This window comes from Staphylococcus sp. HMSC62B09 (assembly GCF_001839115.1).
GTDB lineage: Bacteria > Bacillota > Bacilli > Staphylococcales > Staphylococcaceae > Staphylococcus > Staphylococcus haemolyticus.
Map to the genome: position 1 here is coordinate 121,457 of NZ_KV840169.1, position 21,217 is coordinate 142,673.

Consider the following 21,217-nt stretch of genomic DNA (forward strand, 5'->3'; position numbering starts at 1 on the left):
CCGTCACGCGCTGGTTCGAATCCAGCTAGCCCAGTTATTGGCGGCATAGCCAAGTGGTAAGGCAGAGGTCTGCAAAACCTTTATCACCGGTTCAAATCCGGTTGCCGCCTCCATGCACGATGCGGGAGTAGTTCAATTTTAGAACACATTCCTTCCCGGAATGAGGTATAGGTGCAAGTCCTATCTTCCGCTCCATAATTCTTAATAATGCGGGAGTATTTCAACTGTTAGAATATGTTCCTTCCCGGAACAAGGTATAGGTGTAAATCCTATCTTCCGCTCCATAATTCTTAATAATGCGGGAGTATTTCAACTGTTAGAATATGTTCCTTCCCGGAACAAGGTATAGGTGTAAATCCTATCTTCCGCTCCAATAAATTTTAATAATGCGGGAGTATTTCAACTTTTAGAATACGTTCCTTCCCGGAACGAGATATAGGTGCAAATCCTATCTTCCGCTCCATGTTTTTGCTTCCAAATGGAAGTTTTTTATTTATCAAAAATTGAGCCGGCGTGGCGGAATTGGCAGACGCGCGGGACTCAAAATCCCGTTCCTGTATTGGAGTGTCGGTTCGACCCCGACCGCTGGTATAATTCTTAATGTGGAAATGTTGTTTTAGCAACGTTTCCACTTTTTTTGTTTTTTAATTGATTTCAATTTTTCAATTTTCTAGTCAGTGGTTAAGTATCAGTTATTGAACTATTATATTTATAATTGTTTAACTTCTTATGTTAAGTTTTAGCAATGGTATTTTTTTAAAATTAGCATTAATTTTTGATTAAAAAAGAAATGTTCATATTGTTAAACACATTAGTTTGTACTAAGATAAAGCTAATGTTTAAAAACGGAGGCTACTATGAGTAAACAACGTGTAAGTTTAAAGTATTTTTTTAGTAATATTCTAAATGCGGTAGGTGCTGGAGTAGTATTAGCTTTATTGCCAAATGCGTTATTAGGAGAATTTTTGAAATTATTTATGGATGCACATCCAATGCTCGAAACTGTGTTTCAATTAGTAATGATAATTCAATCATTCATGGCATTTATTATCGGTGTTTTAGCTGCACATCAATTTAAGTTTAATGGGGCAGGTTCTTGTATGGTAGGCATAGCCGCAATGCTTGGATCTGGAGCGGTTCAATTTACAGCTAAGGGCATTGTTTTAAAAGGGATTGGAGATATAATCAATATCATATTAGTTGTAATTATAGCTTGTGCAATATATATGTTTTTACAAGGAAAATTAGGCTCACTTGAAATGATTATATTACCGGTTGTAATACCTGTATTAAGTGCATTAATTGGTTTATTAACTTTACCTTATGTACAAACAATTACTAAAGGACTTGGCCATATGGTAAATTCATTCACTGATCTTAATCCTTTAATTATGTCTATACTAATAAGTGTGACTTTCTCATTGTTAATGGTTACACCTATTTCATTAGTCGCCATAGCAACAGCTATAAGTTTAACTGGTTTGGGAAGTGGTGCTGCTAACATGGGCATTGTCGCAGCTTGTGTGACTTTTATATTCGGTTCAATAAGAGTTAACTCTATGGGGGTTAATATTGTTTTACTTATAGGTGCAGCGAAGATGATGATTCCAGTCTATTTAAAACATTTAATTATTGCAGTTCCTTTAACTTTAAATGGTATCGTTTCTGGTGTATTGGCATATGCTATAGGTATTAAAGGCACACCTTTATCTGCCGGATTTGGTTATACAGGCTTGGTAGGACCGATTAATGCATTTAATAGAATGTCTGGAGACGCTACTATAATTATTATTTTGCTCGTTTTCGGCTATTTTGTTATTCCATTTGTGAGTGCATTCATTATACATGAAATATGCAAAAAATTAATACCAAGCTATCATGATGGTATATACAAATTCGAAATTCCTAAGCAATAATAGCAATTAAGATGTATGTACAAAAGTTTAATTTATATAATGAAATAAATTTAATTCAAAGCTTTTAACTGAATTGAGAAAGTGTTTATATTGACCTTTTCTCAACTCTAGTTAACCTGTCAGGGTGAGACAAAGATTCAAATCGAATTTTGTTTCACTCTTTTTTAAAATTTTTATTGTATATTAATGCTATTATGTGTATAATAATGAATTAATTAAAGGAGGTTGCTTATGAAAAAATTAACAAAAGTACTTGCGATAGCAATCTTAATTAGTTTGACATTGATATACATACAACCAATGGCATTAGCTGATGAAGATGCAACTTGGAATAAAATTAAAGATAGGGGTGAATTAAGAGTAGGATTATCAGCTGATTACGCACCATTAGAATTTGAAAAAACTAAAAATGGTAAAACAGAGTATGCTGGTGTAGATATTGAATTAGCAAAAAAAATTGCCAAAGATAATCATTTAAAGTTAAAAATAGTGAATATGCAATTTGATAGCCTACTTGGAGCTTTGAAAACTGGAAAAATTGACATAATTATATCAGGAATGACAACAACACCTGAAAGAAAAAAAGAAGTTGATTTTTCCGAACCATATATGGAAACAGGAAATGTTATGTTAATTAGAAAAAATAATAATGATACCTTCCATAAGTTGAGTGATTTTAATAATAAAAAAATAGGAGCTCAAAAGGGCAGTGAACAAGAAAAAATTGCACAGCAAGAAATAGAAAATGCACAAATAAGTTCATTAAATCGTTTACCAGATGCAATTTTGGCACTTAAAAGTAAAAAAATTGATGGTTTAGTAATCGAAAAACCAGTAGCAGATGCTTATGCTAAGCAAAATAAGGATTTAAATATTGTCCATGTTTCTTTCAATGAAGAAAAGAAACCCACAGTTATAGCACTACCGAAAGACTCACCAATTTTATTAGAACACTTAAATCATTCTATTAAAGATGTTAAAGATAAACATTTAATTAATAAATATATGGATATTGCTTCAGAACAAATGGTTGATGATGGAAGCTTTATTCAAAAGTATGGAACTTTTTTCTTAAAAGGATTACAAAACACTATAATAATTTCTTTAATTGGTGTTATATGTGGAGCAATAATCGGGTCATTTATTGCACTTGCAAAATTAAGTAAGTTTAAAATTATTTCTTTACCCGCAACAATATATATAGAATTTTTAAGAGGAACACCGATGTTAGTGCAAGTGTTTATCGTATTTTTTGGCACTACCGCGCTTTTAGGATTAGACATTTCTGCTTTAATTTGTGGGACGATTGCCTTAGTTATTAATTCTTCAGCCTATATTGCTGAGATAATTAGAGCTGGAATTAATGCAGTAGATAAAGGTCAAACTGAAGCTGCACAATGTTTGGGGTTAAACTACTCAAAAACAATGATTCATATCATATTGCCTCAAGCTTTTAAAAATATATTACCAGCGCTAGGAAACGAATTTGTAACTTTAATAAAAGAATCATCAATCATATCTACAATTGGGGTTGGTGAAATTATGTTTAATGCACAGGTTGTTCAAGGTATTTCATTTGATCCATTTACGCCATTAATCATAGCAGCATGTATATACTTTGTATTAACTTTTTCATTATCAAGATTAATGAGTTTAATAGAAGGGAGACTGAAAGCAAGTGATTAAAATTGAAAATTTAAATAAAAAATTTGAGAAAAATGAAGTGCTCAAGGATATTAATTTAGAAATTAAAAAAGGTGAAGTATTAGCGATTATAGGACCATCAGGAAGTGGAAAAAGCACTTTATTAAGATGTATGAATTTGTTAGAAACACCAACAAACGGAAGAGTTGTATTCGAAGGTAATGAACTCTCTATTCACAAAAATAACTTAAATAAATTACGTCAAAAAATGGGCATGGTCTTTCAAAATTTTAATCTGTTTCCACATAAGACTGTATTAAATAACATCATATTGGCTCCTAAATTATTAAATAAAAGCGATTTAAATCAATTGAAACAAGAGGCATTAACATTATTAGAAAAAGTTGGACTTGAAGATAAGGCAAATGTATATCCTTCTCAATTATCTGGAGGACAAAAACAAAGAGTTGCGATTGCAAGGGCACTGGCTATGCATCCAGATATTATATTGTTTGATGAACCTACGTCTGCATTGGATCCAGAGGTAGTGTATGATGTTCTAAAGGTAATGAAAGATTTAGCTAGAGAAGGAATGACAATGGTTGTTGTTACACACGAAATGGGATTTGCAAAAGATGTGAGTGATAAAGTTATATTTATGGCAGATGGGCATGTTATTGAAGAAGGTTCACCTCAGCAAATATTTCAATCACCAACTCATCAAAGAACGCAAAACTTTTTATCAAGAGTTTTATAATAAGTAAACAAATAGCAGCGAGTCTGAGACATCATATCATGTTTCAAACTCGCTATTTTTAAATTGAACTGGAATATTTATTAGGAAAGTGTTCAATTATTATATAAATAAATAACTATTTCATTATGTGGATTATGTTAAAATGTAATATGTATCAATTTTAAGGAGGCAAATGAATTGGATTATAATTGGCTTAAACAAGAAATCATCGATTATGCTTATTCAATAGGTATTGATAGTATAGGTTTTACTACTGCCGATCCATTTGATGAACTTAAAAAGAAGTTAGAAGATTATCATGCAAATGGCTATGCTTCGGGTTTTGAGGAGTCAGATATTTCATTAAGAACTGAGCCAAAATTAAGTTTGCCTACCGCACGCTCAATTATAGCAATTGCTGTTGGATATCCGAATAAGCTTAAAGGTGCACCTAAAAGTGTCAGAGGTGATCGCCGAGGTATGTTTGCTCGTGCCTCTTGGGGGCAAGATTATCACTCTATTATGCGTAAACGTTTAGATAAACTTGCTGATTTTATACAATCTAAAGTTCCTGATGTAGAACTTAAAAGTATGGTTGATACTGGTGTATTATCAGATAGGGCCGTTGCTGAACGAGCAGGTTTAGGATTTGCTGGACGTAATGGTTTTATTATTAATCCAGATTTAGGAACATGGAGTTATTTAGGTGAAATGTTAGTGAGTATTCCATTTGAACCTGATGATCCATTACTTGATAGCTGTGGAGATTGTACAATATGTGTAGATAGATGTCCTACAGGGGCGCTTGTTGGAAATGGTCAATTGAATTCTCAAAAATGTATTAGTTTTTTAACTCAAACTAAAGGATATCTGCAAGATGAATATAGATATAAGATAGGCAATCGCTTATATGGATGTGACACGTGTCAACAAGTTTGTCCTAGAAATAGGGGGATCAATACAACGCATGATGACATTATTCTAGAACCTGAGATTCTAAAACCAAGATTAGTACCGTTATTACAAATGAGCAATAAAGAATTCAAACAAACATATGGGCATTTAGCTGGTGCTTGGCGAGGTAAAAAACCAATTCAACGTAATGCAATAATAGCTTTAGCACATTTTAATGAAGAGGCAGCAATACCAGAACTTAAGGAAGTTGCATTAAATGATCCAAGACCAATGATAAGAGGGACGGCATACTGGGCGATTGGCCAAATTCAAGGTGAAGATGCACGTGAATTTATAGTTGCAAACTATGAAAATGAAATTGAAGAAGTTCAAAATGAAATGATAAAAGGAATAGAAATGAGGAAACTTTAAATGACAAACCATATTGTTTTATTTCAACCAGAGATTCCTGCAAATACTGGTAATATTGCACGTACCTGTGCAGGAACGAACACACATTTACATTTAATTAAGCCTTTGGGCTTCAGTACTGATGATAAAATGTTAAAACGTGCTGGTCTTGATTATTGGGAGCATGTATATATTACTTATCATGAAAGTATTGAAGACTTTTTCGATGCTACTCAAGGTGAGTACTACTTACTAACTAAATTTGGAAAACAAACGTATAGTGATTTTGATTTTTCTAAAGAAGATACAGATTATTATTTTATATTTGGAAGAGAAACGACTGGATTACCGGATTGGGTAAAAGAGAAATACGCTGACATGGCATTAAGAATTCCTATGAGTGAAAATATCAGATCGTTAAATTTATCTAACACAGCCGCTTTATTAATTTATGAAGCATTACGACAACAAAATTTCCCAGGTTTATCCTAATAAGTAGTAAGTTAGTAAAAATTCTATGCATCTATTTATTAAAAAATGTTATATTTATTAATGATGTATAATAACATTTTTAAAATAGTTTGATTTAGTGTCTAAAAGGGTAAGTTAACGAATAATACGTTATTTATATGACATTGATGAACTAAGAGGAGTGTAATGACAATGGCAATGAACTTTAAAGTATTTAATGATGTAGAACATGTAGCTGAGTACACAGCAGATATCATTAGAAAGCAATTTAATAACAACCCTACAACTATTGCGGGAATTCATTTAACAAAGGATGCTGCACCTGTTTTAGATGAGTTAAAGAAAGATGTAGATCATAAGGCGGTTGATTTTAGTCAAGTAAATATCTTAGATTATGACGATAATCGCTCATACTATGAAGCATTAGGTGTACCTACTAGTCAAATTTATCCGATTAATCTTGACGATGATGCAGAATCTTTAATTGATGACAAAATTAAAACTAAAGAAAATAAAGGTAAATTAATTTTACAAGTTACTTCTATTGATGAATCAGGTAGTTTAAATGTAAATGTAAGACAAGGATTATTAAAAGCGCGTGAAGTAGTATTAGTTGTGACTGGTGCTAATAAACGTGAAGTTGTTAAAAAACTTTATGAAGAAAATGGTAAATCTAGCTTTGAACCAGCTGATTTAAAAGCTCATAGAATGGTAACAGTTGTTTTAGATAGAGCAGCTGCAGAAGGTTTACCTGAAGATGTTAAAGAATATTTCACTGCTAGATTTGCTTAAATTTAAAAGTGAGGTCTGAGTTATGACTAAAAATAAAGATTCAGAATTAAATTATCATGAGGAAGAAAATGCGATGGTTCAAGATTTAGATGACTTGAAAACATTGGGCAAAGAAATGGAACAAATTTCTGAAGAAAACGACGAGGACAGATTGAATCAATCGCATGAGTAAATTTTAACTTGATGATAATTAACAAAATAAATATTATTTATGAACCAAGTAACCTAAGATGTTAAAGATGTCTTAGGTTATTTTTTTAATGAAGCAATATACATTGTCATTTGAGTGCGTAATTTCATCAATCAATCATTTAATTCAATTTAATGCTATAAAAATTATGGTAAAATAAAATTCAATGAAAATGTATAAGGAGAGCTTAAAATGTTACATAGATATTGGCTTCCACTTACGATTGCCACAATTATTATTAGTTTACTTTCTATAAAAGGATTTCCAATAGCATTCGGTGCACTTTACTTACCTATTTTGTTTAAAATCATAAAATTACAATTAAATTTATCTCAAGGCTTAATTGATAATATTAGTGCTCAGCCTTTTATTAAGAGTAATCAAACAGGTGTGTTCATAAGTGTGTTGTGTTGTATTTTAATAACTGGTATTTTAATTTATTCTTTAAATGATATTTATGAGCAATTTACTGGTTTTATAGGATTTCTAGTTCAAATTAGTCCTATTACAATAACTTTAAGTATTATATTTTATATTTTGAGTGCTTTAGCTGTTATTAAAGCAGTAAAAGTTAAATATCAAGTTTAACTTAAGCAAGCAACGGTCAATTACGATAAGACAAAATTTTTCAAAGATAATAGCGATTGGGAACATTAAATCATTGTTTCAATCGTTATTTTTTATATCTATGATATGAGTTTGTATTATTGAAACCGCTTTAGTAATGCATTGCCCCTTTAATTTAAATAATGCTATACTATGAATAAATAATTGTATAAGGGGAGATTATCGCATGTCAGTAAGAATTGAACACGATACATTCGGAGAGATTGAAGTACCTGGTGATAAATATTGGGGTGCACAAACGGAGAGAAGTAAACGAAACTTTCCTGTAGGTAAAGAACGTATGCCAATTGAAGTAGTATATGGATTTGCTCAATTAAAACGAGGTGCAGCATTAGCAAATCATGAACTAGGAAAACTAAGTGACGCTAAAAAAGATGCAATCGTTTACGCTTGTGATTTAATTTTAAAAGGGGAATTAGATGAACATTTCCCACTAGTTGTTTGGCAAACAGGAAGCGGTACGCAAAGTAACATGAACGTTAACGAAGTAGTCAGCTTCGTAGCAAATAAATATTTAAAAGAACAAGGTATCGATGAATCGATTCATCCTAATGATGATGTGAATAAATCTCAAAGTTCAAATGATACTTTTCCAACAGCAATGCATGTTGCATTATATCATGAAGTTGAAATGAAACTTGAACCTGCATTAAAACATTTACGTGATACTTTTAAAGAAAAAGAAGATAAATACCAATCAATTATTAAAATTGGACGTACACATTTACAAGATGCGACACCAATTAAATTAGGTCAAGAAATTAGTGGCTGGCGTCATATGTTAGATAAATGTGAAGAATTATTAGCTGAATCAAAAAAACATATCTTAAGTTTGGCTATCGGTGGAACTGCCGTAGGTACAGGTATTAATGCACATCCAGAATTTGGTAATAAAGTTGCTAAATTTATCTCAGAGAATACTGGATATAAATTTGTATCATCTGAAAATAAATTCCATGCGTTGACTTCACATGATGAAGTCGTGCAATTACATGGTACGTTAAAAGCCTTAGCAGCAGACTTAATGAAAATCGCCAATGATATTAGATGGTTAGCATCTGGTCCTAGAGCGGGGCTTGCAGAGATTTCAATTCCTGAAAATGAACCAGGATCATCAATCATGCCTGGTAAAGTAAATCCAACACAATGTGAAATGTTAACTATGGTTGCAGTACAAGTTATGGGTAATGACACTATAGTTGGTATTGCAAGTTCTCAAGGTAATTTTGAATTAAATGTATTTAAACCAGTAATTCTTCATAATACATTACAATCAATTTACTTACTTGCAGATGGTATGCAAACGTTTAATGATAATTGTGCAGTCGGCATTGAACCAATTGAAGAAAACATTAATAATTATTTAAATCAATCATTAATGTTAGTTACTGCGCTAAATCCACACATTGGTTATGAAAAAGCTGCTCAAATTGCCAAGAAAGCACATAAAGAAGGGTTAACATTAAAAGAATCGGCTATTCAATCTGGTCATGTTACAGAAGAACAATTTGAAGAATGGATAAAACCTGAGGATATGGTGGACCCACACTAAAAAACAACCACATATAACTAATAAAAGGAGTAACTGTCTATGAATCGATAGTTACTCCTTATTATTTATTCATCATCCAAACTAACTGATATTAATTCTTGAGTGAGTGGATGTTTAAATTCAATTTTATGACTATTAAGTTCTAGTTGGCGTAATGTAGAATTACCATACAAAGGATCGCCTATAACAGGATGACCAATTTCAGCTAAATGAACTCTAATTTGATGAGTACGGCCCGTATCTAATTTAATATCCAATTGGCATACGCCTTCTTTTATCATTTTAGAGGAAAGAATGTGCGTAATCGCTTGTTGACCTGTATTAGAAATTCGTCGTTTATTAGGATGGAATTTATCCTTACCTATAGGACTATCAATAGTTTGAGGTTTAATTGGTAATAATGACTTAACATTAGCCTTATATATTCTAGTAATTTCATTTTCTTCCAACATACGATCTAGAATTTTTTTCATTAGAGGGTTCTTAGCTACAATGAGTAAACCAACCGTTTCTTGGTCTAAGCGATGAATAGGTTCGACATATTCACTATCTAACGTATAAATAACATGATTCATTAAAGTGTTACTCTCTTTTAAATCATTTGGATGAGTCTTAACGCCTTTAGGTTTCATGACAATAGCTAAATCATCATCTTCATAACTAATTTGTGCGTAACGATAACTAGGTAAGTAATTACTTTTTTCTACTGGTGTTGGAATGTAAATATCATCCCCGGTAAGCACTTTATCTGTTAATTTCGCAGGGTGATTGTTTATAGTTATATCTTTTGACATATTTAACTGATGTAAGTCTTTCTTAGGCAATTTCAATGATTGAAAGATTTCTCTCAACGTATTTTGATTATAATTCTCATGTATTTTAAACTTCATAATTTCCTCCTAATAGCATTCGCATTAATCATACCATATCTTAGATTGCTAATAACGTATATTAATCACAATCTTACGAATTTCATAATAAATAATAATATGTAACTTAAACATTTTTACATTTTTAAAAATGTAAATCTCACTGTATAATAAGACTAATGCAAATATGAGTAACTGAGGCGATTTCATGGAAAAACCAACACGCTTAGCATTATTAAAAGAAATAGCAGAATATCTCAATGAGGAAACAGAATTATATAATATGATGCACGGTGCTTTGAATTATTTAATAAATGGTAGTAACTTTACAACTGGTTGGATTTTCTTTATAGATAATAACGGCCATCACGAGATAGTAGCTGATGTTGATCTCCCAGGTGCATTAAAGAAGGATAATTGCTGTTATATGAAAGAAGGATCTTGTTGGTGTGTCACTGCGTATCATAATGAGCGTTTAACGAAGGCTTCTAACATAATCAATTGTTCTAGAATAAATTTAGCAAATCAAGCATATAAAGCAGCAACAGAAGGTGTAACACACCATGCTACAGTGCCACTACGGTCTGGCACAGAACAATATGGTTTACTCAATGTTGCATCACCATATACTACGCGTTATAGCGAACAGGATTTAGCCCTATTAGAATCGGTCGCTTTACAGATTGGCTCTTCAATTAAACGCATTTATTTAACTGATCAGGAAAAAGAGGCAGCTAGATTAAATGAACGTAATCGCTTAGCAAGAGACTTACATGATTCAGTAAACCAATTATTATTTTCACTAAAATTGACCGCTCATGCAGCACATGACATAACGACAGATGAAATTGCGAAAAAAGCTTTTAAGACCATTGAAGAAACAAGTCAAAATGCGGTTAATGAAATGCGTACACTAATTTGGCAACTTAAACCAGTAGGTCTTGAGCATGGTTTGGTGCAGGCATTAAATCAATATGCACAAATTCTTAATATAAAACTAACAATAAGTGTTGATGGAATTATTAGTTTATCAAATATCGTAGAAGAGAACGTTTATAGGATATTACAGGAATGTATAAATAATACTAAAAAACATGCTCAAACTAATTCAGTACATATTATTTTAAAACAAGATAAAGAAAAGTTGATAATTATTGCAAAAGATGAAGGAATTGGTTTCGATATGAATAAAGAAACTAATAATTCATCACAAGGGTTAAAAAACATAAGTCAACGAATTTATGCATTAGATGGACAAGTTAACATAGATACAATGCCTAACAAAGGAACAACGCTATCTTTAGAGATTCCTTTGTAAATTGGTGAAAGGAGAAAAATTGTGGCTAAAGTCATATTGATTGATGACCATCATATTGTAAGACAAGGATTGGAATTCCTTTTATCGACGGTGGCTGATTTGGAAGTTTTGGCAAGCTTATCGGATGGTCAATCTTTAATTAATTATTTAAATGACCATGATATACCAGATATCATCCTTCTTGATTTGGTAATGCCTGAAATGAATGGTATTGAAGTGACAGAATACGTGAAACGTCATTTCCCTGATATTAAAGTATTGGTATTAACAAGTTATGTAGATGATGAACATGTTATTTCAGCTATTAATAAAGGGGCAGATGGATATGAAATGAAGGATGTTGAGCCTCAAAAATTAATTCAAACGATACATGACGTTTTAAATAATAAACGGATTATTCATCCAGAAGCACAAAGTGTAATAGACACCGTATCTTCAAAACCACATAATACTAATAAGCTATCTAAACGAGAAATAGAAGTATTAGCTGAAATGGTAAAAGGTAAAACGAACAAAGAAATTGCAAATACGTTATTCGTTTCTGAAAAAACAATAAAAACACATGTTAGTCATATATTTAATAAGTTAAGTGTAACAGACCGTACACAAGCAGCAATTTATGCTATTGAAAATAAACTTGTATAGAGTGTAATATAATAAATCGTTAAAGAGCTAGGGATGAAAATACAATTAAAATGTAAAGGATTATTAGAAGTGAGTTAGCAAATAAATTAATTTAATTATTTTGATAATTTCGCCATTAATAAAATTGTATACAAAAACAAAAATTCCTCTTTTCATTTTATTGAAAATATATTAAGATGTAATTTGTGTTTCAAGAAATGTGTATTATTGCAATTTCTTGTGTCCGGATAAATTAACCCCTATTAGAAAGGTAGAGAATAAAATATGGATAGACAGAGTTTCACAGATTTAATTCAAACAAAATTTAAAATGGTAAGAATTGAAGCGGGCTATACGCAAGATACTATGGCTCAAACAATTGGCCTTTCAAAAAAAACATTAGTTCAAATTGAGAAAGAACGTGTGTTACCAAACTGGACAACATGTGTTTCAATTTGTGCATTATTCAGAGATTCTGATGTTTTAAATAATACGTTCGGTTGCGATCCTTTAGAAATTGTTCAAACTATTTCACGTAATCATTGTGCATATCCAAATCATTCAACAACTAGTGATATTTATTGGAATACTATCGAAACACGTAATGGTTTTATGTTACAAAGTAATAAAGTAAGTAACATATATAGAGTATTAAATTCAGAAAAGCAACCTATCTTTGGCACTTCAAAATTAAGAGAAGCTGAAACATACTTTAACAGAAATGCTAAAGAAGAATTAATGCACGTTTAATAATAGTTAAAATATTATGATTTAATATGAAAGTGATAGAAGAATCACACCAGATTTAATCACTTTTAATTTATATACATTCAAGGTATGTGGTTATTACATATGGCGAACATAATGTTTTGAGACTACATAGCTTAATTGTAAAACTGATTGAACTGAGATTATTCTTATATTAAGAAATTCTCAGCTTAAGTTTAACTTGATATTAATTAAAAGACGAGCCTAAGATATTTGATATCGCGGCTCGATTTTTTTATTTCAAAACATTTCTGCATTTTCAATTTTAATGCAAAGTAAAATTAAGGAACCATATATTCCAAAGTGATATAATCATCATATTGTGAAAATAATTTTTAAGGAGAAATCGAGATGCAAGCTTTTTTAGTTATCCTATTTATGGTAGTAGTAGGGGCTGTAATTGGAGGCGTAACAAATGTAATTGCAATAAGAATGTTATTCCATCCATTTAAACCATATTATATATTCAAGATGCGTATACCATTTACACCTGGTCTAATTCCTAAAAGAAGGGAAGAAATTGCTACTAAGATAGGTCAAGTGATTGAAGAACATTTGATAACAGAGTCAGTTATACATCAAAAGTTAAATGAACCAAATACTCGTGAAGCAATCAATGATTTAGTAATAAAGCAATTGTCTAAACTAAAAAGTGATGATGCTACAATACGAAAATTTGCAAATCAATTTGATTTTGATCTTGATGACCTCATTAACAATAAGCTAGATAAAACCATAATAAATAAATTGAATAATTATTACTATGATAAACAGGCAACATCAATTAATGAAATTCTTCCTGCAGAAGTAATAACAATGGTTGATGAAAAATTAGACCAAGCAGGAGATTTAATTCGAGAACGTGCACGTAATTATCTTTCTTCAGATAAAGGTGCTAGAGATATTTACGATATGCTAGATACATTTTTTGCTGAAAAAGGTAAAATTGTTGGATTATTACAAATGTTTATGACTAAAGAAAATATTGCTGAACGTGTTCAACATGAATTAATACGTTTAACAAGACATCCTAAAGCAAAAATTATTATTGACAAAGTGATTCGAGGTGAATATGAAACATTAAAATCTCAACCTTTAAGTCATGTTGTTAAAGAAGAACAATTTACAAATATAAGTGAATCCTTGGTGCATTTAATCATGACAAATTTACAATTAAATGAAAAAATGGATACTCCAATCAGTAGGTTAACACCAAAATTAGTTGATCAAATTCAAATAGGAGTTGCTAATACAATTACTGATTTAATAATTAAACAAGCATCTAATCATTTATCAACGATAATGACAAAAATAAATTTACGTCAGATGGTTGAAAATCAAATTAATACCTTTGACTTAGATTATATTGAAAGATTAATTATTGAAATCGCTAATAAAGAGTTAAAACTTATCATGTCATTAGGTTTCATTTTGGGTGGTATTATAGGATTTTTCCAAGGTATAGTCGCAATCTTTGTCTAACTATAAATAATATGTTATGGTAATAAAGAGTTGTCAAAATTACTTTTCACTAAGGAGTGCAAACAAATATGGCAGTAAATTTATATGATTATGCAAATCAACTAGAACAAGCATTAAGAGATAGTGATGAATATAAAGCTATTAAAGATGCTTTCTCTAAAGTTAAAGATAATGAAGAATCAAAAAAATTATTCGATGAGTTCCGTGAAACTCAATTAAGTTTCCAACAAAAACAAATGCAAGGTGAAGAAATTCCTGAAGAAGATTTAGCAAAAGCTCAAGAACAAGCTCAAGCAATTGAAAAAGATGAAAATATTTCTGAATTAATGCAAGCTGAGCAAAAAATGAGCCAAGTATTCCAAGAAATTAACCAAATCATTGTTAAACCTTTAGATGAAATTTACGCTGACTAATTGTTAGCACAATAAGCTACAAAGCTTTCAATTGAAAGTTTTGTAGCTTTTTTAATATATAAGTTCATCGCCCCAATTAAATAAGTTATGGTAAAATATAGGAATACATAAAGATAAACGAAGATGCAATTAAGGAGCTAATTTCAATGATAAAATTTATTCACTGTGCAGATTTACATCTCGACAGCCCCTTTAAATCTAAAAGTCATTTGGCGCCATCAATTTTTGAAGATGTTCAAAACAGTGCTTATGAAAGCTTTAAGAAGATTGTCGATACAGCATTAAAAGAAGAAGTTGATTTTGTTCTCATCGTTGGAGATTTATTTGATAGTGAGAATCGTACGTTGCGTGCTGAAGTATTTTTGAAAGAACAATTTAAGCGATTAGAAAAAGAACAAATTTTCGTTTACATAAGCCATGGTAATCATGATCCACTTACTGAAAAAATTACTAATGATTGGCCAGATAATGTTTCGGTCTTCTCAAATAGAGTAGAAACATATCAAGCTATCACAAAAGATGGAGAGACAATTTTTGTTCATGGTTTTAGCTATCAACATGATACAAGTTATGAAAATAAAATTGATGAGTATCCATCTAGCCAAGGTAAAAAAGGTATTCATATTGGAATGTTACACGGTACTTATAGTAAATCTTCAACTAAAAATCGCTATACTGAATTTATTTTAGAAGATTTGAATCAAAAACTATATCATTATTGGGCACTTGGCCATATTCATGAAAGACAAGAATTAAGTGATATGCCACCAATTTACTATCCTGGAAACATTCAAGGACGTCATTTTGGTGAGCAAGGACCTAAGGGATGTTTATTGGTAGAAGGTGACCATTTACGATTAAACGCTAATTTTATTCCAACGCAACAAATTAGATTTGAAGAAGCTGCTATCAATACAGACAAACTTACAAAACAAGGTATCTATGAAGCAATTCAATCCTTCAAAGAAAGCGTACGTTCTGATGGAAAGGCTTTTTATAGATTAACTGTAAATGTTGACAGTGATAGACCCATATCTTCACAAGACATTAGTCAAATTAAAGAAATGATTGATGACTATGAAGAAAATGAACATCACTTCGTAATCATAGAAACGCTCACATTTAAATATATGCAAATGGATGAAGTGCCTCTTGTAAGAGAGTTTTCAGCTGATTTAATCAAAGACAATAAAGTGTTTGAAGAGGCGATGACTGAATTATATTTAAACCCTAGAGCATCCAAATATTTAGAAGATTATACTGAGTTTGACACTGTTGAACTTGTTAATCGCGCTGAGAACATTTTAAAGGCAGACATGAGAGGTGAAAGTGATGATTATTAAATCTTTAGAGATTTATGGCTATGGTCAATTTGTGCATCGCAAAATAGAGTTTAACCGTGAATTTACGGAAATTTTCGGTGAGAATGAAGCTGGTAAATCAACGATTCAAGCTTTCATACATTCTATACTTTTTGGCTTTCCAACGAAAAAAGAAAAAGAACCTCGACTTGAACCACGTATGGGTAATCAGTATGGGGGAAAACTTACGCTTATACTAGATGACCAATCAGAGATCGTAGTAGAGAGAGTTAAAGGTAGCATTTCAGGTGATGTAAAAGTTTACCTAGAAAATGGTTTGATTCGAGACGAAGCTTGGCTCAAGAAAAAATTAAATTACATTTCTAAGAAAACTTATCAAGGTATATTCTCGTTTAATGTGCTTGGATTACAAGATATTCACCGTAACTTAGATGAGGACCAATTACAAAGTTATTTACTTGAAGCAGGTGCATTAGGTTCTTCTGAGTTCACAATGATGAATAAAATGGTCAGTCAAAAGAAATCCACGCTTTATAAAAAGGCTGGAAAAAACCCAATACTCAATCAACAGCTCGATGAATTGAAAAGCCTTGAAGCCCAAATAAGAGAAGAAGAGACTAAGTTAGATGACTATCATCGTTTAGTTGATGATAGAGATAAATCACAACGTCATTTGGAACATTTAAAAGCCAATCTAAACCAATTATCAAAAATGCATGAAAGTAAACAAAAGCAACTTGCTATTCATGAACAGGCCCAAGAATGGAAAGATTTAGAGCAAAAACTTAATATTGAGCCATTAAGTTTTCCGGAAAAAGGGATCGAGCGTTATGAAACTGCTTCAAATTACAAACAATCTCTAGCTAGAGATATAAGTTTGCGTGAAGAGAAATTAAAACAATTAGAGAATGAATTTAATACAATTCCTGCTTTGAACGAAGATACAGCTAATCATATTTATCATTTAACTCGTGATGAAAATGAAATTCAACAAGCTGAAATGAAATCTTCTTCACTTAAGCAAGAAATTGATGATTACGAGCGTCAAGAAGCTGATTTGAAAACAAGTATTGGTTGGCAAGAAGTTTATCACAATACAGATACCTCTGAATCTATGAAGAATTATGTTAGTGAAACTATCAAGACGCGAAATGAACAAAAAGTGTTAAAACAACAAATTGAAAGAGCTATTGATGAAAATCAAATTGAACAAAATATGCTATCTCAGGAAATAGAAAACTTGGAAAAAGATTTAGTTTCTGAAGATTCACTAGATAAAAAGAAACAATATAATCAACAAAAGTTAGAACTACATGAGAAAGAGAATCTGTATAACAAACTTAAAGATACTTTTAATTCTGATAAAGAAAGAAAGCAAAAGCGAAATTGGTGGCTTAGATTAAGTTTTATAGTGTTATCTATAGTTGGTCTGGGTTTAACACTATTCTCATTTGTGACACAAAATTTAATTTTCGGAGTTATATTTGCAATCTTAACTGTCATATTTATTATTGGTACTTTCTTGGTTAAGACAAAAGAAATTGATTACAGTGAATCAATTAGTGAAGAAATTAATGATTTGGAACAACAAATTAATGATTTGGAATCTAATTACGATTTAAACTTCGACTTAGATCAACAATTTCAACTTCGTGAACGTTGGAGTAATACAAGTAACAATAAAAGTGTATTAGCTAATAAATTAAATCATCAAGAAAATTTACTGCAAAAAACAGAACAACAAATCAATGACTTAACTCAAAAATTAAATGCAGTTAAAGAAAATGTGAAAGTACCTAATGAAATGACAGATGATTTATTACTAGATAGCTTTAAAACTATGAATCAACTTAAATCAAATGACAGTTACCGCAGTAAATTATTAGATCAACATCAACAAGTAAATCAGAAATTGACGCATTTTTATGATAAAGCGCTTAAAAATACTGGAAATGAAATCACACCATTTAATAAAGCTTCACTATTTAATGATATGAAGAGCTGGATTTCTAAATACGAAAGTAATAAAGAGAAGAAAGAACAACTTAAAAGTCAAATTGAGTTATTAAGTAATGAATTGGAACAATTAAAAGAACAATTAGAAGAAAATGAAAAAACTATTAATAAATTATTTACTTATATCAATGTTTCAAGTGAAGAAGCATTTTATCAGTCTTACGAGCAATATCAATTGTATCACCAACAACTTGCAAGATTTAATGATTTAACTGCATATCTCGAAAATCAAAATTTCTCTTATGAAGATAGTTCGAATTTGAGCGAAAAAACAACTGCTCAATTGGAAGAAGAAGATGTGCTTCTTGCTAAACAAGTTGATGCATATAACGATCAGTATTTAGATAAACAAACTGAAGTTAGTGACTTAACCGCTCAAATTAATTACATGGAGACAGATAAAACATTATCTAAGTTAAGACATGAGTATTATAACTTGAAGAATAGAATGAATGATTTAGCTAAAGATTGGGCTAGTTTAAGTTACTTAGAAGCATTAATAAATGAACATATTAAGCAAATTAAAGATAAACGATTACCTCAAGTTATAAATGAAGCTGTAAAAATATTTACGGATCTGACACAAGAGAATTACAATATGATAACTTATGAAAATGATACAATAATGGTTAAACACAATAATGGCCAAATGTATCATCCACTTGAACTAAGTCAATCAACGAAAGAATTATTATATATTGCACTTAGAATTAGTTTGATTAAGATTTTAAGACCTTATTATCCATTCCCAATAATTATTGATGATGCTTTTGTTCATTTTGATAAACAAAGAAAATCTATGATGTTAAACTATTTAAGAGAATTAGCCAAAGATTATCAAGTGTTATACTTCACTTGTATGAAAGATGCTGCAATTCCTTCTAAAGAGATGCTAATTTTAAATAAACTAGAGGAAGGCGGAAAACGATGAGAAATGTAGAAAAGCTAAACCCAGGAGATTCGGTTGAAAATTTCTTCTTAATTCATAGAGCTACACAAGGTGTTACTGCTCAAGGAAAAGACTATATGACTTTATTCTTACAAGACAAAAGTGGTGATATTGAAGCCAAACTATGGACTGTTAGTAAAGAAGATATGCAGATTCTTCAACCTGAGACAATTGTTTGGGTTAAAGGCGACGTGATTAATTATCGAGGTCGTAAACAGATGAAAGTCAATCAGTTTAGATTATCTAAACCAGAAGACGGATTTAAGACTCAAGATTTCGTTGATGGTGCACCTTTATCTCCGGATGAAATCCAAGAAAACATTTCACACTATATATTAGATATTGAAAATGCTAATTTACAACGTATAACACGTCATTTATTGAAAAAATATCAAGATAAATTCTTTACGTATCCTGCAGCAAGTTCACACCATCATAATTTTGCAAGTGGTCTAAGTTATCACGTACTTACAATGCTAGAAATAGCTAAGTCATTATGCAACATTTATCCATTGTTAAACCGTAGTTTGTTGTATAGTTCAATTATTTTGCATGATTTAGGTAAAGTAAGGGAATTAAGTGGTCCAGTTGCTACAACATATACAGTTGAAGGTAATTTGCTAGGACATATATCAATTGCAAGTGATGAAGTGGCGGAAGCGGCGAAAGAGTTAGGAATTGATGGTGAAGAAGTGATGTTACTTCGTCATATGATTTTAGCACATCACGGAAAAATGGAATTTGGATCACCTAAGTTACCACATTTAAAAGAAGCAGAAATATTATTCTTTATTGACAATATCGATGCTAAAATGAATATGTTTGAAAAAGCATTTAAGAAAACCGATAAAGGTCAATTTACTGAACGAATTTTTGGTATGGAAAATAGACAGTTTTACAATCCAGAAAAATTAGACTAATTAAAAAGCGTTTTTACCTTACAATGTCAATTATTGTATAGACAATGTAGTGGGTAAAAACGCTTGTTTTATACAATTTTGAACACGTGAAAGGGAGCAAGTCTTAATTCTTAACGAATTGATCGACTTGCTCCCTTACTATTTAATGTTAATACTATGAAAATTATGAAGATAAACCTGATGCAGCTGAAGAACTATCTGAAGATGACTGTTGTTGTTTAAGTTTCTCAGGATTTAAAATAGTGTTTTCTACAGCTTTCTTGATATCACTGTCTTTATAATCTACATCATATTCTTTCAATAAATCTTTATACGCATTTGTTAAAATCTTAGGATCTTTTTGTACCTTTTGTTCGATTAGTTTGGCTTTAAGTTTAGATTTTTGTTTGTCAAAATCATTCTCTTTATCGGCTTTAATGACATGGTAACCATAGTCCGTTTTAACCACATCTGAAACTTGACCTTCTTTTAGTTTAAATAGTGCTTTTTCAAATTTACTTACCATTTGTCCTTTAACTACATAACCTAGAGAACCATCTTTTTTGGCACTTGAAGAATCCATAGATTCTTTTTTAGCGATTTCTCCAAATTTATCTGGGTTCTTTTCAACTTCTTTTTGAATTTTCTCAGCTTTCTCTTTAGCTTTTTTGTCTGATAAACCTTCTTTATCACTGCTGCTTGATTTAACTTTTATTAAAATATGAGAAGCTTTTTTAGTGTTTTCTTTAAGTTCTTTGTCTGACACTTTAACTTTATCAGCTAATAATTGTTTTTGATATGCGGCAAGTTTTTTCTGTTCTTTATAATCATCTAAAGACATACCTTGTTGTTTAAGCATACTTTCAAATTGATCTTTGCCACCATATTGTTTTTGTTCTTTTTTAATTTCATCATCGATATCTTTTGTATCAACTTTATCTTTATATTTATCAGCTAGAATTTTATTCAACGCAATGCTAAATGACGTACTAGCAATTTGTTCGTCACCAATTTTATTCATTACATCTTTTACTTTTACATCTCCAGCTTTAGAAGAGATTAATGTATTACTTTCTGAATCTGTTGCATTCGAACCGCACGCACCTAAAAGTAAAGCACTCGCAGTTACTGGAACAATTAATTTATTCATAATTTTCATAGTTGATAGCTCCTTTTACATTAATAACAACGTTACTATAACATATTATGAAAACATCACCAATTAGAAACGGGCTAGATACTGCCAAAGAATGAGATTAAGTAGGGCTTAAATATTAAAAAAGTATCGAACTTGAGGCATAACATATGTTTCAAGATCGATACT

At 30.9% G+C, this 21,217-nt stretch carries 19 protein-coding genes and 6 tRNA genes; 23 read left to right on the top strand and 2 right to left on the bottom strand.

The genetic code is table 11. The features are described from left to right. Positions 1-39: 39 nt before the first annotated feature. From HMPREF3265_RS11570 to fumC, 15 genes are all read left to right on the top strand, one after another. Positions 40-113 (top strand) — tRNA-Cys (locus HMPREF3265_RS11570). Between the two features lie 8 nt (positions 114-121). Further along, positions 122-195 (top strand) — tRNA-Gly (locus HMPREF3265_RS11575). 14 nt (positions 196-209) lie between these two features. Then, a tRNA-Gly gene (locus HMPREF3265_RS12695) sits at positions 210-284 on the top strand. A gap of 14 nt (positions 285-298) precedes the next feature. Further along, positions 299-373, top strand: a tRNA-Gly gene (locus tag HMPREF3265_RS12700). Between the two features lie 15 nt (positions 374-388). Further along, positions 389-463 (top strand) — tRNA-Gly (locus HMPREF3265_RS12705). Positions 464-507: 44 nt separating this feature from the next. Continuing rightward, positions 508-591, top strand: a tRNA-Leu gene (locus HMPREF3265_RS11580). Positions 592-857: 266 nt separating this feature from the next. Continuing rightward, on the top strand, positions 858-1,916 hold the full coding sequence (locus tag HMPREF3265_RS11585; RefSeq protein WP_016931347.1) for a PTS sugar transporter subunit IIC: 1,059 nt from the start codon (positions 858-860) through the stop codon (positions 1,914-1,916). Positions 1,917-2,147: 231 nt separating this feature from the next. Next, on the top strand, positions 2,148-3,602 hold the full coding sequence (locus tag HMPREF3265_RS11590; protein ID WP_070861723.1) for an ABC transporter substrate-binding protein/permease: 1,455 nt from the start codon (positions 2,148-2,150) through the stop codon (positions 3,600-3,602). Further along, on the top strand, positions 3,595-4,317 hold the full coding sequence (locus tag HMPREF3265_RS11595) for an amino acid ABC transporter ATP-binding protein (protein WP_070861724.1): 723 nt from the start codon (positions 3,595-3,597) through the stop codon (positions 4,315-4,317). Before HMPREF3265_RS11590 ends, HMPREF3265_RS11595 begins: the two co-directional genes overlap by 8 nt. Before the next feature lie 177 nt (positions 4,318-4,494). Beyond that, positions 4,495-5,622, top strand: coding sequence for a tRNA epoxyqueuosine(34) reductase QueG (gene queG, locus HMPREF3265_RS11600; protein ID WP_053025430.1), 1,128 nt, complete (start codon positions 4,495-4,497; stop codon positions 5,620-5,622). Beyond that, positions 5,623-6,093: a tRNA (uridine(34)/cytosine(34)/5-carboxymethylaminomethyluridine(34)-2'-O)-methyltransferase TrmL gene (gene trmL, locus HMPREF3265_RS11605; RefSeq protein WP_053025428.1), complete on the top strand. Its 471-nt coding sequence runs from the start codon at positions 5,623-5,625 to the stop codon at positions 6,091-6,093. A 171-nt stretch (positions 6,094-6,264) separates the two neighbouring features. Further along, the gene (locus HMPREF3265_RS11610) at positions 6,265-6,864 is read left to right on the top strand and encodes a 6-phosphogluconolactonase (protein ID WP_070861725.1); all 600 of its coding nucleotides are present in this window, start codon (positions 6,265-6,267) and stop codon (positions 6,862-6,864) included. Positions 6,865-6,886: 22 nt separating this feature from the next. Continuing rightward, complete coding sequence (locus HMPREF3265_RS12510; RefSeq protein WP_141738627.1) at positions 6,887-7,036, top strand: SAS053 family DNA gyrase inhibitor; 150 nt, start codon at positions 6,887-6,889, stop codon at positions 7,034-7,036. A 210-nt stretch (positions 7,037-7,246) separates the two neighbouring features. Then, positions 7,247-7,642, top strand: coding sequence for a hypothetical protein (locus tag HMPREF3265_RS11615; protein ID WP_053025423.1), 396 nt, complete (start codon positions 7,247-7,249; stop codon positions 7,640-7,642). Positions 7,643-7,847: 205 nt separating this feature from the next. Further along, positions 7,848-9,233 (top strand): class II fumarate hydratase, encoded by a 1,386-nt coding sequence (gene fumC / locus HMPREF3265_RS11620; RefSeq protein ID WP_070861726.1) that lies wholly within the window; start codon positions 7,848-7,850, stop codon positions 9,231-9,233. A 65-nt stretch (positions 9,234-9,298) separates the two neighbouring features. Here the strand turns inward: fumC and HMPREF3265_RS11625 are convergent, their stop codons facing one another. Beyond that, entirely contained in the window at positions 9,299-10,123 is an 825-nt protein-coding gene (locus tag HMPREF3265_RS11625) for an RluA family pseudouridine synthase (RefSeq protein WP_070441470.1), read from the bottom strand. A 187-nt stretch (positions 10,124-10,310) separates the two neighbouring features. Between HMPREF3265_RS11625 and HMPREF3265_RS11630 the strand changes: the two genes are divergently transcribed. The 8 genes from HMPREF3265_RS11630 (at position 10,311) to yhaM (ending at position 19,914) form a co-directional block, all read left to right on the top strand. Further along, positions 10,311-11,420: a GAF domain-containing sensor histidine kinase gene (locus HMPREF3265_RS11630; RefSeq protein WP_070441467.1), complete on the top strand. Its 1,110-nt coding sequence runs from the start codon at positions 10,311-10,313 to the stop codon at positions 11,418-11,420. A 21-nt stretch (positions 11,421-11,441) separates the two neighbouring features. Beyond that, complete coding sequence (locus tag HMPREF3265_RS11635; RefSeq protein ID WP_070441464.1) at positions 11,442-12,065, top strand: response regulator; 624 nt, start codon at positions 11,442-11,444, stop codon at positions 12,063-12,065. Positions 12,066-12,329: 264 nt separating this feature from the next. Further along, positions 12,330-12,794: an XRE family transcriptional regulator XdrA gene (locus HMPREF3265_RS11640; RefSeq protein WP_011275416.1), complete on the top strand. Its 465-nt coding sequence runs from the start codon at positions 12,330-12,332 to the stop codon at positions 12,792-12,794. A gap of 369 nt (positions 12,795-13,163) precedes the next feature. Then, on the top strand, positions 13,164-14,294 hold the full coding sequence (locus HMPREF3265_RS11645) for a DUF445 domain-containing protein (RefSeq protein WP_070861727.1): 1,131 nt from the start codon (positions 13,164-13,166) through the stop codon (positions 14,292-14,294). A 68-nt stretch (positions 14,295-14,362) separates the two neighbouring features. Continuing rightward, the gene (locus HMPREF3265_RS11650; RefSeq protein WP_011275418.1) at positions 14,363-14,707 is read left to right on the top strand and encodes a YlbF/YmcA family competence regulator; all 345 of its coding nucleotides are present in this window, start codon (positions 14,363-14,365) and stop codon (positions 14,705-14,707) included. A 146-nt stretch (positions 14,708-14,853) separates the two neighbouring features. Beyond that, positions 14,854-16,050, top strand: coding sequence for a metallophosphoesterase family protein (locus HMPREF3265_RS11655; RefSeq protein WP_037558876.1), 1,197 nt, complete (start codon positions 14,854-14,856; stop codon positions 16,048-16,050). After that, positions 16,040-18,976, top strand: coding sequence for an ATP-binding protein (locus HMPREF3265_RS11660; protein ID WP_070861728.1), 2,937 nt, complete (start codon positions 16,040-16,042; stop codon positions 18,974-18,976). The genes HMPREF3265_RS11655 and HMPREF3265_RS11660 overlap by 11 nt, the downstream gene beginning before the upstream one ends. Continuing rightward, a complete protein-coding gene (yhaM, locus tag HMPREF3265_RS11665) occupies positions 18,973-19,914 on the top strand; it encodes a 3'-5' exoribonuclease YhaM (RefSeq protein ID WP_070441454.1) in 942 nt (313 codons plus the stop codon). Before HMPREF3265_RS11660 ends, yhaM begins: the two co-directional genes overlap by 4 nt. A 163-nt stretch (positions 19,915-20,077) precedes the next feature. Here the strand turns inward: yhaM and HMPREF3265_RS11670 are convergent, their stop codons facing one another. Beyond that, positions 20,078-21,052 (bottom strand): peptidylprolyl isomerase PrsA, encoded by a 975-nt coding sequence (locus HMPREF3265_RS11670; RefSeq protein ID WP_037538630.1) that lies wholly within the window; start codon positions 21,050-21,052, stop codon positions 20,078-20,080. Positions 21,053-21,217: the final 165 nt, after the last annotated feature.

Coding starts and splice junctions, on each gene's coding strand:
- HMPREF3265_RS11640 (WP_011275416.1), top strand. CDS start 12,330: ATGGATAGACAGAGTTTCACAGATTTAATTCAAACAAAATTTAAAATG.
- HMPREF3265_RS11645 (WP_070861727.1), top strand. CDS start 13,164: ATGCAAGCTTTTTTAGTTATCCTATTTATGGTAGTAGTAGGGGCTGTA.
- HMPREF3265_RS11630 (WP_070441467.1), top strand. CDS start 10,311: ATGGAAAAACCAACACGCTTAGCATTATTAAAAGAAATAGCAGAATAT.
- HMPREF3265_RS11655 (WP_037558876.1), top strand. CDS start 14,854: ATGATAAAATTTATTCACTGTGCAGATTTACATCTCGACAGCCCCTTT.
- trmL (WP_053025428.1), top strand. CDS start 5,623: ATGACAAACCATATTGTTTTATTTCAACCAGAGATTCCTGCAAATACT.
- HMPREF3265_RS11670 (WP_037538630.1), bottom strand. CDS start 21,052: ATGAAAATTATGAATAAATTAATTGTTCCAGTAACTGCGAGTGCTTTA.
- HMPREF3265_RS11585 (WP_016931347.1), top strand. CDS start 858: ATGAGTAAACAACGTGTAAGTTTAAAGTATTTTTTTAGTAATATTCTA.
- fumC (WP_070861726.1), top strand. CDS start 7,848: ATGTCAGTAAGAATTGAACACGATACATTCGGAGAGATTGAAGTACCT.
- HMPREF3265_RS11660 (WP_070861728.1), top strand. CDS start 16,040: ATGATTATTAAATCTTTAGAGATTTATGGCTATGGTCAATTTGTGCAT.
- HMPREF3265_RS11610 (WP_070861725.1), top strand. CDS start 6,265: ATGGCAATGAACTTTAAAGTATTTAATGATGTAGAACATGTAGCTGAG.
- HMPREF3265_RS12510 (WP_141738627.1), top strand. CDS start 6,887: ATGACTAAAAATAAAGATTCAGAATTAAATTATCATGAGGAAGAAAAT.
- HMPREF3265_RS11590 (WP_070861723.1), top strand. CDS start 2,148: ATGAAAAAATTAACAAAAGTACTTGCGATAGCAATCTTAATTAGTTTG.
- HMPREF3265_RS11615 (WP_053025423.1), top strand. CDS start 7,247: ATGTTACATAGATATTGGCTTCCACTTACGATTGCCACAATTATTATT.
- HMPREF3265_RS11650 (WP_011275418.1), top strand. CDS start 14,363: ATGGCAGTAAATTTATATGATTATGCAAATCAACTAGAACAAGCATTA.
- yhaM (WP_070441454.1), top strand. CDS start 18,973: ATGAGAAATGTAGAAAAGCTAAACCCAGGAGATTCGGTTGAAAATTTC.
- HMPREF3265_RS11625 (WP_070441470.1), bottom strand. CDS start 10,123: ATGAAGTTTAAAATACATGAGAATTATAATCAAAATACGTTGAGAGAA.